We start from the raw sequence: 12,669 nt of genomic DNA, 5'->3' as shown, positions 1-12,669 counted from the left end.
TAACGTAGTGGAATAAAAGAGTGGATTAGTGGCCTGATGCCCTCACCCCAGCCCTCTCCCACGGGAGAGGGAGCAAACATAAAAAAACGGTAACCCAGGGGTTACCGTTTTGCATTTACCTTGCGCCACCCGGCACAATACAGACGCCGATCAGTACAGTTTTTTCGCGCAGTCCAGCCAGTCACCTTTGAACGGACGCTTCATGTTTTCAATCGCGTCGATGATGTCATGGTGTACCAGTTGTTCGTTCTGAATACCGACGCAACGACCGCCATGCCCCTGCAGCAGCAGTTCGATAGCATACGCACCCATACGGGAGGCCAGAATACGGTCGTACGGGCCAGGGGAACCGCCACGCTGGATGTGACCCAGAACGGTTGCACGGGTTTCGCGTTTGGTTTCGGTTTCGATGTACTTCGCCAGCTCGTCAACGTCGCAGATGTGCTCGGTGATGGCGACAATGGCGTGTTTTTTACCTTTCGCGATACCGGCTTTGATTTCGTTCACCAGGTCTTCACGGCTGAATTCCACTTCCGGTACCACCACGAACTCACAGCCACCGGCGATAGCGGCCGCCAGCGTCAGATCGCCGCAGTAACGACCCATCACTTCAACGATGGAGATACGCTGGTGAGAAGAAGAGGTGTCACGCAGGCGGTCAATCGCTTCAACAACGGTACCCAGTGCAGTGAAGTAACCGATGGTGTAGTCAGTGCCTTTGATGTCGTTGTCGATGGTGCCAGGCAGACCGATGCACGGGAAACCCATTTCGGTCAGACGTTTTGCACCCATATAAGAGCCGTCACCACCGATAACAACCAGCGCGTCCAGGCCACGTTTCTTCATGTTTTCGATAGCCACTTCGCGAACGTGTTCATCACGGAATTCCGGGAAGCGTGCAGAACCGAGGAAAGTACCGCCACGGTTGATCATGTCAGACACGCTGTAGCGGTCCAGTTGAACCATGCGGTCTTCGTACAGGCCCAGGTAACCGTCATAAACGCCAAACACTTCCAGACCTTCCGTCAGTGCTGCACGGACAACACCACGAATTGCCGCGTTCATGCCCGGCGCATCACCGCCGCTTGTCAACACACCGATTTTCTTAATCATGACTACCTCTGAACTTAGGAATGCAAAATTGAAATCTGTTGCCGGAAGAAACTGTTCGACCAACGAATACTGCAAATAGTATATCAATCGCTTCCAGCTGAATTGATTCAGGTCAGACCAAATGGCGGTAATTTATACACAAAATGCTGGTCTGGCTCACTTTTTTACAACGAATTACGAAAGCTCAACATGTCCGGGTACAACCGAGCAGGGATCCTGGTGAATAATGACGTCCGAACCAGGAAAACGCTGCAAAATCGCCTGCTCGACCTGCTCAGCTATAACGTGAGCCTGAACCAACGGCAGGTTGTCTTCCATTTCAATGTGGATCTGTATAAAGCGGGTCGGCCCTGACTGCCGCGTACGAAGATCGTGGGCACCACTGACGCCGGGCCAGTGGGTCACGATGGCAAAAATTTCATCACGTTCTGCATCAGGCAGCGCACGGTCAAGAAGCGATTGCACCGCTTCATATCCCATCCGTAAGGCGCTATATAAGATATAGACCCCTATCCCTAACGCAAACAATGCATCGGCCCGATGCCAGCCATACCAGGCCAGACCGAGCGCAATAAGAATAGCCCCATTCATCATAACATCAGACTGATAATGAAGCATATCCGCCCGTACAGCCTGGCTTTGTGTTTTACGCACGACCCAGCGCTGGAACGTTACCAGAACAAGTGTGCTAATAAGAGCAATGACCGTGACGATCACGCCAACACCGGGATCGTTCATCGGTGAGGGTGAAATGAGATGCTGAATACCGGTCAAAAACAGGAACAGCGCGGAGCCAGAAATAAACATGCTTTGCGCCAGCGCCGCGAGCGATTCTGCTTTTCCGTGTCCAAATGTGTGCTCTTCATCCGCCGGTTGCAGCGAATAGCGCACCACCAGCAGGTTGGTCAGCGAGGCGGCAATATCCACTAAAGAATCCACCAGCGCCGCCAGAATACTGACTGAGCCGGTGTACCACCATGCGAAAATTTTGATAACCAGCAAACACGACGCCATTATCGTCGCGGCGATTGCGGCCCGGCTTACCAGCCGTCCATAGGATTGATTCATAAACACTCCTGTCATGCCATGGCGCTAGTATAACGGATGGTTGCGGAGTCAAAGGATGAATAAACGGTTAACAAAAGAGAATGACGGGCAAAAAAAACCCCCACATCATGTGGGGGAAGACAGGGATGGTGTCTATGGCAAGGAAAACAGGGTTTACTGGTTACTACGGGTACTGCTATTGCTACTGAAAAGCGTCGTTTCTGAGCTTCGCTGCATCCGTGCAACCTTACGCAACTGGTCCATCCGTTGCTGATGTTTGTCGTTCAAAACCGCTTGCTGCTCGGGCGATAGCAGATGGAACATCTGGTTGCGGACCTTCGCCATCTCTACCTGGCGGGCAACCTGTTCCTGTGCCATTTTTTCTGCCTGAGCGCGTACAGCGCTTTCGTCAAAATTTTCTGCGGTGACAAGGCGATGCATTGTCTCCATTTCGCTAACATTAACAGGGGGCTGGTCGTGTCTTGCCCTCTGCATCAGATCTCGCATCTGTTGACGCTGATGTTCGGTTAAACTTATGCCGTCAAACATATGGCTTTGGCCGCTGTGCTGCGTTGCACCCTCTTGCGAGGAACTGTTATCGCCGATGATAGCTACAGCAGCCTGGCTAAACGCACTGAACGCCAGCGTTGAGGCCATGACGGCAGCGGTAACTTTGCGCATCACTTGCTCCCAAAATCTTTCGTGTCGCGATTCAACGAGAGACAGTCTACGATTCAGGCTGCAAACATGCGTCAGGGGGTGTAAAACAACGTAAAGTCATGGATTAGATAGCCTTGATGTCGTAATTTCTGCCTCGGAGGTATTTAAACAATGAATAAAATCCTGTTAGTTGATGATGACCGAGAGCTCACATCTCTTTTAAAGGAGTTGCTCGACATGGAAGGTTTCAACGTCCTGGTTGCCCATGATGGCGAGCAGGCGCTGAGTCTCCTTGACGACAGCATCGATTTACTTTTGCTCGACGTGATGATGCCGAAGAAAAACGGCATTGATACGTTGAAAGAGCTTCGCCAGACACACCAGACCCCCGTTATCATGCTGACCGCGCGTGGCAGCGAACTTGACCGCGTACTCGGCCTTGAGCTGGGCGCGGATGACTATTTACCGAAGCCGTTCAACGACCGTGAACTGGTGGCCCGTATTCGCGCGATCCTGCGTCGTTCCCACTGGAGCGAGCAGCAGCAGAATACCGACAACAGCTCACCAACGCTGGAAGTGGACTCCCTGAGCCTGAACCCGGGCCGTCAGGAAGCGAGCTTCGACGGTGAAACGCTGGAACTGACCGGCACCGAGTTCACCCTGCTTTACCTGCTGGCGCAGCATCTCGGCCAGGTGGGATCGCGTGAACATTTAAGTCAGGAAGTGCTGGGCAAACGCCTTACCCCGTTTGACCGCGCCATCGACATGCACATCTCTAACCTGCGCCGCAAGCTGCCGGAGCGTAAAGATGGTCACCCATGGTTTAAAACCCTGCGTGGTCGCGGTTATCTGATGGTTTCCGCTTCATGATAGGCAGCTTAACCGCCCGCATCTTCGCCATCTTCTGGCTGACGCTGGCACTGGTTTTAATGCTCGTTTTGATGTTGCCAAAACTCGACTCACGCCAGATGACGGAGCTTCTCGACAGCGAGCAACGTCAGGGCGTGATGATCGAGCAGCACGTGGAAGCCGAGCTGGCAAACGATCCGCCGAACGATTTAATGTGGTGGCGCAGATTATTTCGCGCTATCGACAAGTGGGCGCCGCCCGGACAACGCCTGCTGCTGGTCACCAGCGAAGGCCGCGTCATTGGGGCCGATCGTAATGAAATGCAGATTATCCGTAACTTCATTGGCCAGGCGGATAACGCCGATCACCCACAGAAGAAGAAATATGGTCGGGTAGAGATGGTTGGCCCTTTCTCGGTACGGGATGGGGAAGATAACTATCAGCTCTACCTGATTCGCCCCGCGAGCAACTCCCAGTCCGATTTCATCAACCTGCTGTTTGACCGCCCTCTGCTACTGCTGATTGTCACCATGCTGGTCAGCTCGCCGCTGCTGTTATGGCTGGCGTGGAGCCTGGCAAAACCGGCGCGTAAGCTGAAAAATGCGGCGGATGAAGTGGCTCAGGGTAACCTGCGACAACACCCTGAACTGGAAGCAGGGCCGCAGGAGTTCCTTGCCGCCGGGACCAGTTTTAACCAGATGGTGAGCGCGCTGGATCGCATGATGACCGCCCAGCAGCGTCTGCTGTCGGATATCTCGCACGAGCTGCGCACCCCGCTCACGCGCTTACAGCTCGGCACCGCCCTGCTGCGACGCCGCAGCGGTGAGAGCAAAGAGCTGGAGCGTATTGAGACGGAAGCTCATCGTCTGGACAGCATGATTAACGACCTGCTGGTGATGTCGCGCAATCAGCAGAAAAACGCGCTGGTGAGCGAAACAGTCAAAGCCAATCACCTGTGGCACGAGGTGCTGGATAACGCGGCGTTTGAAGCGGAACAGATGGGTAAATCCTTCACCGTCAACTTCCCGCCGGGCCCGTGGCCGCTGTACGGTAACCCCAACACGCTGGAAAGCGCGCTGGAGAATATCGTGCGTAACGCCCTGCGCTATTCGCACACGAAGATTGAGGTGGCGTTCTCGGTGGATAAAGACGGGATCACCATCATCGTGGACGATGACGGCCCTGGCGTCAGCCCGGAAGATCGCGAACAGATTTTCCGTCCGTTCTACCGTACCGACGAAGCGCGCGACCGCGAATCAGGCGGCACGGGGCTGGGACTGGCGATTGTTGAAACCGCCATGCAGCAGCACCGAGGCTGGGTGAAAGCCGACGACAGCCCGTTGGGTGGGTTACGGTTAACGCTGTGGCTACCGTTGTATAAGCGTTCGTAATCCCCTCACCCCGGCCCTCTCCCCAAAGGGGCGAGGGTGAAAAGACCGCACCGAGCCGTCCCCTCTCCCCTATGGGGAGAGGGTTAGGGTGAGGGGGAGTTATTTCCCCCACAATCTCCGCGAATTATCCTCGATCTTGCCGCTTACGCGCCGCTTCTGCATGGTTCTGGTCCAGCTGGTCGATAACCCCGCCGCCGACAGCAGGCGATGATACTGCTCGTCGTCAAACGGCATATGCCAGGCAATAGCGCAGGCCTCATACACGGAGACATCGCTCAGCCGCGACGCCAGTTCCAGCGGTGCATCCGCAGAAACCTGCCCGGCCAGCACCACGCGGTAGAGCCAGCCGGTTTTACCCGCATTTTGCAGCTGCTCGGACATATCGCTGATGCCGAAATGGTAGTTGAGCTTGAAGCACGGCGAGCGCGGCTGCGTCACCTGAATCAGGGCGTCGCCCCAGCGGTAAATATCACCGATAAAGACGTTTTTCTCGGTCAGCCCTTCGGTCGAGAGGTTCTCGCCAAACGCGGGGGCGACAAACAGCTCCGCCTGTTCGGGGAATTCGGCTTTCCAGTGATGATAGTGCTCGCGCGGATAGTGGCACAGCGCGCGCTCGGGCCCGCCGTGGATTTTCTTTTCGGCCTGCTCGTCACCCGCCAACCCGAGGTCGGTTAGCGTCAGCTCGCCGGCGACCTGAATTTTAGCGATGGCGCTCGGGCGGCTGCCGTCATACTCCCTGATCTTGCCTGTAAACACATTCACCGGGTAATGCATTGCTGCCTCCATTACGCAGATACAAAAAAAGCGAGTCATAAGACTCGCTTCTCACAGGCGTCAATGCAACCTTATTTTTTAGCGGCGAAACGCGCTGCTGCTTCGTCCCAGTTCACCACGTCCCAGAAGGCTTTGATGTAGTCCGGGCGACGGTTCTGGAATTTCAGGTAGTAAGCGTGTTCCCACACGTCCAGGCCCACGATTGGGAAGCCGGATGCGCCAGAAATTGCTTCGCCCATCAGCGGGGAGTCCTGGTTAGCGGTAGAAACAACCGCCAGCTTGTCGCCTTTCAGAACCAGCCACGCCCAGCCAGAGCCGAAACGGGTTGCAGCGGCTTTTTCGAATTCCGCTTTGAAGTTGTCTACGGAACCGAAGTCGCGCTCGATAGCCGCTTTCAGGTCGCCCTGCAGGGTGGTACCGGTTTTCAGGCCTTTCCAGAACAGGCTGTGGTTAGCGTGACCGCCCGCATTGTTACGCAGAACGGTTTTCTTGTCCGCTGGCAGTTGGTCCAGCTTGGTGATCAGCTCTTCAGCAGACAGGTTCGCGAACTCTGGCAGGCTTTCCAGCGCGGCGTTCGCGTTGTTCACATAGGTCTGGTGGTGTTTAGTGTGATGGATTTCCATCGTCTGCTTGTCGAAATGCGGTTCCAGTGCGTCGTAGGCATACGGCAGGGATGGCAGTGTATAACTCATAATCCTCTCCATTATTGTCGGGCGGCACAGCTGTTAATGCCGCGTAAGCGGTTGGTTCATTATAGTTAATTAAATGATATTGAAAATGATTATCAATGCCGTAGTTTTTATAAGGTTATTCGTTTTTCGATTAATGGCGGAAATGTGAGTCTGCTCACGCGGTTAACGTGCTGATTGCCATTCAGAACAAAAGTGCGGCAACCTTCTGAAGGTTCCCAAACCGCCTAATTTTTACACTCATCAAGTCGGCGGGAAGCCACCGACTATAAAAACGATGAGGATGTAAAAATGAATCATGCGATTACGATGGGTATCTTCTGGCATTTGATAGGCGCGGCCAGTGCTGCCTGTTTCTATGCCCCGTTTAAAAAAGTGAAAGGCTGGTCATGGGAAACCATGTGGTCCGTTGGCGGTACCGTGTCATGGCTGATTTTGCCGTGGACCATTAGCGCCATGCTGCTCCCGGATTTCTGGGGCTACTTCTCCTCCTTCAGCGCCTCTACCCTGCTGCCGGTGTTTCTGTTCGGCGCGATGTGGGGCATCGGCAACATCAACTACGGCCTCACCATGCGCTATCTCGGCATGTCGATGGGCATCGGCATCGCGATTGGCATTACGCTTATCGTCGGCACCCTGATGACGCCGATCCTCAACGGCAACTTCGACGTGCTGATCAACACGCAGGGCGGACGAATGACACTGCTTGGCGTGCTGGTCGCGGTGATCGGCGTGGGTATCGTCACCCGCGCGGGCCAGCTGAAAGAGCGCAAGATGGGCATCAGGGCCGAAGACTTCAACCTGAAGAAAGGGCTGCTGCTGGCGGTGATGTGCGGCATCTTCTCGGCGGGCATGTCGTTCGCCATGAACGCCGCCAAACCGATGCACGAAGCGGCCGCGGCGCTGGGCGTTGACCCGCTATACGCTGCCCTGCCAAGCTACGTGGTGATCATGGGCGGCGGCGCGCTGGTGAACCTCGGCTTCTGCTTCATTCGTCTGGCAAAAGTGAAGAACCTGTCGGTAAAAGCCGACTTCTCGCTGGCAAAACCGCTCATCATCACTAACGTGCTGCTCTCCGCTCTCGGCGGCCTGATGTGGTACCTGCAGTTCTTCTTCTACGCCTGGGGCCACGCCAGTATTCCGGCGCAGTACGACTACATGAGCTGGATGCTGCACATGAGCTTCTACGTGCTGTGCGGCGGGCTGGTGGGGCTGGTGCTGAAGGAGTGGAACAACGCCGGGCGTCGTCCGGTGGGCGTGCTGAGCCTGGGCTGCGTGGTAATTATCATTGCCGCCAACATCGTTGGCCTCGGCATGGCGAACTGATTACGCTGCCTTTCGACTGCGATGACGCCACTGAACCGGCGTCATCCCCACCTCGCGGTTAAACACCACCGGAAAGTAGTTGCTGTCCTCAAAGCCGCAGCGCATCGCCACTTCACTCACCATCAGCTCCGTATGCTGCAGCAGATACTGGGCGTGGCAGATGCGCAGCTGGCGCAGGTAGTGGTTCACCGTCATCCCCGTCTGGGTGCGGAACTGCTGGCGCAGCGCGCGCTCGCTGCACTGCTCCTGCTCGCAGAATTTCTCCAGCACAAAGCTTCTGTTCAGGCTGCCCGCAAGCGTGGTGATGAGCTTATCCAGCAGCGCTTCCTGCGTCGTGGCGGAGGGGTTATCGGTGGCGTAACGGTGACGTTTCAGCGTCATCACCAGCTGGGCGAAAAGCAGCTCCGCCATCTGGTTGGCGACCGGGTCGCTCTTCTGGCTCTCCTGCTCCAGCTGAGAGATAACCTGCCGAACCTGGGTCATGCCGCCGCTGCTTAAGCGCCAGTGCGGTTCTCCTCGGGCATCAAGAAAACCGGGAATGTTGGCCACCCAGTCGACGTTAAGCCTGAGCCTGTCCGGGCAGTAGATGACGTTCTGCAGCACCAGGTCGTTAACCGAGGCGTAGGAGTGTTTATCTTCGGCGCGGATGTAGAACAGATCCCCGCGCGTGATGCGGTAGGGTCGGTCGTTGAGGACGTGCAGGCCGTTGCCGCGCCACACCAGCACCAGCTCGCAGAACTCGTGGGTATGCTCGGCAAAGACGTTTTGCGGGTAGCGATCGGCCACCGCGACGGCCTGACTCGCGGAGGCCAAAAAAATCATCTTTGCGAAGGATTAACTGAGCAGCCACACCACGACCTCTGTGCCGAAAAACCTGACATTATTAGCTTTATTGCGGCAATAAAACGGTGACTGCCCTCGCGTTACTGAAGCAACGCGTCTTTTCCCTGACGAATATCGCGCGGCGACCAGCTAAACTCCCGACGGAAAAGCGTCGAAAAGTGGTTACTGTCGCCGAAACCGCAGCGATAGGCGATATCCGTGACGCTTTCGTCAGTATGGCGTAAAAGATGACGCGCTTTGATTAACCGCAGGCGGTTAAGGTAGCGCTGGGGCGTCAGCCCGGTGTGCTGCTTCAGCTGGCGATGCAGGGTGCGCAGCGACAGCGAAAAATCATCCGCCAGCGTTTCCCAGCAGACATCTTCGGCGAAATGGTCTTCCAGCCAGGCCATCAGATGGTTCAGCCGGGCGTCGTTGTTTTCCAGCCCCTCCACCAGACTACTGCGGCGCAGCAGTACCAGCAGCTGCATGAACAGCAGCTCGCGCGTGGCAATGGCGTGCGTCTCCTGCCCGTCCTCGCTCTGCTCCATCTGGCTCACCAGCTGTCGCACCTGCTGTAAGGTGGACTGGTTCACCCGCCAATGCGACGGATAGTGTCCGTCCTGCTCCTGCGGCAGCAGCTGATTCAGCCCGGAGAGAAACTGGAACGCGTCCGGGGAACGATAGAGCACGTTGGTCAGGCACAGGTTGTCGGTATGTTCATACAGGTGCCTGTCGTGGTCCCGCACAAAGCACACGGTACCGCCGCTGATGGTGTACGGCTGGCCGTTAAACACGTGAATGCCCGTCCCGTGCTCAACAATCACAATCTCATGAAAATCATGATGATGCTCCGGGAACGCGGCCTGAGGGAGCCGCGGCTCAATCGCGACGGGCGACCCTCCTGCAGGGAAAAAATCCACGCTGTGTAGTACGGTCATAACGGCCCCCACCAATGAGAAATGTTCTCAAAATAGTAATTAAGGCCTTGCGCCCTCACCTTAAATTTTCGGCAGCAAACCTCGCAAAAGCTGTCCGTTTTTCAAGAAACCGGCGGAAAGATCGGGAAATGCGGTAAGCGTCACACTGCCTGAAAACCCCGCTATTACTGGAAACTGTGAACTCCCTCACGTTCATCTTTGCTTTCTTGCCAGCGCCGGATTTGGCCTGGCAGTGGCGAGAAGGTGCCTTTTTCTTCCCTTTCTTACACTCATCGCTAATGAATTAAGAAAGGATCCGACCATGACTTTTCGCCATTGTGTCGCTGTCGATTTAGGCGCATCCAGCGGCCGCGTAATGCTCGCCATCTGGGACTGTAGCCAGCGCACACTTTCGCTTCGCGAAATGCACCGTTTCGCCAACTGCCTGAAAAAGCAGGACGGTGTTGAGACCTGGGATATCGATGCCCTGGAGGCGGAGATCCGCACCGGGCTGAACAACGTCTGCAACGACGGCATTCGTATCGACAGCATCGGTATTGATACCTGGGGCGTGGACTATGTGCTGCTGGACGGTAACGGCGAGCGCGTCGGTCTGCCCGTCTCCTACCGCGACAGCCGCACCGACGGCCTGATGGCGCACGCCATCGCCCAGCTTGGCAAGGACAACATCTACGGGCGCAGCGGCATTCAGTTTCTGCCGTTTAACACGCTGTACCAGCTGCGCGCTCTCGTCGAGCAGCAGCCGGAGCTGGTCGCGAACGTGGCCCATGCGCTGCTGATCCCGGATTACCTCAGCTACCGCCTGACCGGCAATATGAACTGGGAATACACCAACGCCACCACCACCCAACTGGTGAACATCAACACCGATAACTGGGACGAAAACCTGCTGGCGTGGACGGGCGCATCGCCGTCCTGGTTCGGCACGCCAACGCACCCCGGAAATGTGATCGGTCAGTGGATTTGCCCGCAGGGGAATGAAATCCCCGTCGTTGCCGTCGCCAGCCACGATACCGCCAGCGCGGTCATTGCCTCGCCGCTCGCCGGCAAAGACGCGGCGTACCTTTCTTCCGGCACCTGGTCGCTGATGGGCTTTGAGAGCAAAACGCCGTACACCAGCGATGCCGCGATGGCGGCGAACATCACTAACGAAGGTGGTGCGGAAGGGCGCTATCGCGTGCTGAAAAACATCATGGGCCTGTGGCTGCTTCAGCGCGTGCTGAAAGAGCAAAACGTTACCGACCTGCCTGCGCTTATCGCGGAGACCGAAAAGCTGAAGGCCTGCACCTTCCTGAGCAGCCCGAACGATAACCGCTTTATCAACCCGGCGCACATGAGCGCCGAAATCCAGGCCGCCTGTTTCGCCGCCGGGCAGCCGGTGCCGTCCAGCCCGGCAGAGCTAGCGCGCTGCATTTTTGACAGCCTCGCCCTGCTGTATGCCGACATCCTCAGCGAGCTAGCCGATCTGCGTGGTAAGCCGTTCAGCCAGCTGCACATCGTGGGCGGCGGCTGCCAGAACCAGCTGCTGAACCAGCTTTGCGCGGATGCCTGCGGCATCACCGTGGTGGCGGGCCCTGTAGAGGCTTCCACGCTCGGCAATATCGGCATTCAGCTGATGACGCTGGACGAACTCTCCAACGTTGACGACTTCCGTTCGGTGGTGGCGGTGAACGCCAGCCTGACCACCTTCACCCCCAATCCCTGCCATGAGATTGCCCGCTACCGGGCGCAGTTTCAGCAAAAACGACTGACTAAGGAGCTTTGCGCATGACCACTCAATTAGAACAAGCCTGGGACCTGGCTAAACAGCGTTTCGCCGCCGTCGGCGTGGATGTCGAAGAGGCCCTGCGCCAGCTCGACCGTCTGCCCGTCTCTATGCACTGCTGGCAGGGCGATGACGTCGCCGGTTTCGAGAACCCGGGCGGTTCCCTGACGGGTGGTATTCAGGCCACGGGTAATTATCCGGGCAAAGCGCGTAACGCGACCGAGCTGCGCGCCGACCTGGAGCTGGCCCTGAGCCTGATCCCGGGGCCAAAGCGCCTGAACCTGCACGCGATTTACCTCGAATCCGACGAGCCGGTGGCGCGCAACGAAATCAAACCGGAACACTTTAAGAACTGGGTGGAGTGGGCAAAAGCCAATAAGCTGGGCCTGGATTTCAACCCATCCTGCTTCTCGCATCCGCTGAGCGCGGACGGTTTTACCCTCGCCCACGCGGACGATGAAATCCGTCAGTTCTGGATCGACCACGTGAAGGCCAGCCGCCGCGTGTCTGCGTACTTTGGCGAGCAGCTGGGCACACCGTCGGTGATGAACATCTGGATCCCGGACGGCATGAAGGACATCACCGTCGACCGTCTGGCTCCGCGCCAGCGCCTGCTGGCCGCGCTGGATGAGGCCATCAGCGAGAAGCTGGACCCGGCGCACCACATCGACGCCGTGGAGAGCAAGCTGTTCGGCATTGGCGCCGAGAGTTACACCGTCGGCTCGAACGAGTTCTACATGGGGTACGCTACGAGCCGCCAGACCGCGCTGTGCCTGGATGCCGGTCACTTCCATCCGACCGAGGTGATCTCCGACAAAATCTCCGCTGCCATGCTCTACGTGCCGCGCCTGCTGCTGCACGTCAGCCGCCCGGTGCGCTGGGACAGCGACCACGTGGTGCTGCTGGATGACGAAACCCAGGCGATTGCGAGCGAAATCATCCGCCACGACCTCTTTGACCGCGTCCACATCGGCCTCGACTTCTTCGATGCCTCCATCAACCGCATCGCGGCGTGGGTTATCGGCACCCGCAACATGAAAAAAGCCCTGCTGCGCGCCCTGCTGGAGCCGACTGCCGAACTGAAAAAGCTGGAAGCAAACGGTGACTACACCGCGCGTCTGGCGCTGCTGGAAGAGCAGAAATCCCTGCCGTGGCAGGCGGTGTGGGAGATGTACTGCCAGCGTAACGACGCGCCTGCGGGCAGCCAGTGGCTGGACAACGTGCGGGCGTATGAGGAAGACGTGTTGAGTCAGCGCGGGTAACTGCCCCCTCACCCTAACCCTCTCCCACAGGGA

At 57.1% G+C, this 12,669-nt stretch carries 11 protein-coding genes and 1 pseudogene; 5 read left to right on the top strand and 7 right to left on the bottom strand.

Features of this window, described 5'->3' with window-relative positions; translation table 11 throughout:
• Nucleotides 1-150 precede the first annotated feature (150 nt).
• From pfkA to cpxP, 3 genes are all read right to left on the bottom strand, one after another.
• A complete protein-coding gene (gene pfkA, locus ENTMO_RS0123355; protein ID WP_010436919.1) occupies nt 151-1,113 on the bottom strand; it encodes a 6-phosphofructokinase in 963 nt (320 codons plus the stop codon).
• A 174-nt stretch (nt 1,114-1,287) separates the two neighbouring features.
• On the bottom strand, nt 1,288-2,181 hold the full coding sequence (gene fieF, locus ENTMO_RS0123350) for a CDF family cation-efflux transporter FieF (protein ID WP_010436917.1): 894 nt from the start codon (nt 2,179-2,181) through the stop codon (nt 1,288-1,290).
• A gap of 153 nt (nt 2,182-2,334) precedes the next feature.
• Nucleotides 2,335-2,841 (bottom strand): cell-envelope stress modulator CpxP, encoded by a 507-nt coding sequence (cpxP, locus tag ENTMO_RS0123345; protein WP_010436915.1) that lies wholly within the window; start codon nt 2,839-2,841, stop codon nt 2,335-2,337.
• Between the two features lie 150 nt (nt 2,842-2,991).
• Here cpxP and cpxR point away from each other — a divergent pair, with 150 nt between their 5' ends.
• Together cpxR and cpxA are read left to right on the top strand one after the other, a co-directional pair.
• A complete protein-coding gene (gene cpxR / locus ENTMO_RS0123340; RefSeq protein ID WP_010436913.1) occupies nt 2,992-3,690 on the top strand; it encodes an envelope stress response regulator transcription factor CpxR in 699 nt (232 codons plus the stop codon).
• Nucleotides 3,687-5,060 carry an envelope stress sensor histidine kinase CpxA gene (gene cpxA / locus ENTMO_RS0123335; protein ID WP_010436910.1) on the top strand — a complete coding sequence of 458 codons (1,374 nt, stop codon included), beginning with the start codon at nt 3,687-3,689 and terminating at the stop codon, nt 5,058-5,060. Before cpxR ends, cpxA begins: the two co-directional genes overlap by 4 nt.
• A gap of 99 nt (nt 5,061-5,159) precedes the next feature.
• On the opposite strand, the gene yiiM is transcribed toward cpxA, so the two are convergent.
• Together yiiM and sodA are read right to left on the bottom strand one after the other, a co-directional pair.
• Nucleotides 5,160-5,834: a 6-hydroxyaminopurine reductase gene (gene yiiM / locus ENTMO_RS0123330; RefSeq protein ID WP_010436908.1), complete on the bottom strand. Its 675-nt coding sequence runs from the start codon at nt 5,832-5,834 to the stop codon at nt 5,160-5,162.
• Nucleotides 5,835-5,905: 71 nt separating this feature from the next.
• Nucleotides 5,906-6,526, bottom strand: coding sequence for a superoxide dismutase [Mn] (gene sodA / locus ENTMO_RS0123325; RefSeq protein WP_010436906.1), 621 nt, complete (start codon nt 6,524-6,526; stop codon nt 5,906-5,908).
• Between the two features lie 288 nt (nt 6,527-6,814).
• Here sodA and rhaT point away from each other — a divergent pair, with 288 nt between their 5' ends.
• Nucleotides 6,815-7,849, top strand: coding sequence for an L-rhamnose/proton symporter RhaT (gene rhaT, locus ENTMO_RS0123320; protein ID WP_010436905.1), 1,035 nt, complete (start codon nt 6,815-6,817; stop codon nt 7,847-7,849).
• On the opposite strand, the pseudogene rhaR reads toward rhaT, so the two are convergent.
• Together rhaR and rhaS are read right to left on the bottom strand one after the other, a co-directional pair.
• A pseudogene (rhaR, locus tag ENTMO_RS24495) lies at nt 7,850-8,699 on the bottom strand (HTH-type transcriptional activator RhaR).
• A gap of 73 nt (nt 8,700-8,772) precedes the next feature.
• The gene (rhaS, locus tag ENTMO_RS0123310; RefSeq protein ID WP_010436901.1) at nt 8,773-9,609 is read right to left on the bottom strand and encodes an HTH-type transcriptional activator RhaS; all 837 of its coding nucleotides are present in this window, start codon (nt 9,607-9,609) and stop codon (nt 8,773-8,775) included.
• Nucleotides 9,610-9,910: 301 nt separating this feature from the next.
• On the opposite strand from rhaS, the gene rhaB reads away from it, so the two are divergent.
• A complete protein-coding gene (gene rhaB, locus ENTMO_RS0123305) occupies nt 9,911-11,380 on the top strand; it encodes a rhamnulokinase (protein WP_010436897.1) in 1,470 nt (489 codons plus the stop codon).
• Nucleotides 11,377-12,636 carry an L-rhamnose isomerase gene (gene rhaA / locus ENTMO_RS0123300; protein ID WP_010436894.1) on the top strand — a complete coding sequence of 420 codons (1,260 nt, stop codon included), beginning with the start codon at nt 11,377-11,379 and terminating at the stop codon, nt 12,634-12,636. Before rhaB ends, rhaA begins: the two co-directional genes overlap by 4 nt.
• The last annotated feature ends 33 nt before the right edge of the window (nt 12,637-12,669 follow it).

Source organism: Enterobacter mori LMG 25706 (assembly GCF_000211415.1).
In the GTDB taxonomy this organism is placed as follows: Bacteria; Pseudomonadota; Gammaproteobacteria; order Enterobacterales; family Enterobacteriaceae; genus Enterobacter; species Enterobacter mori.
Note: the sequence above shows the minus strand (reverse complement) of the source record. Positions and strands in the feature narration are given on the sequence as shown.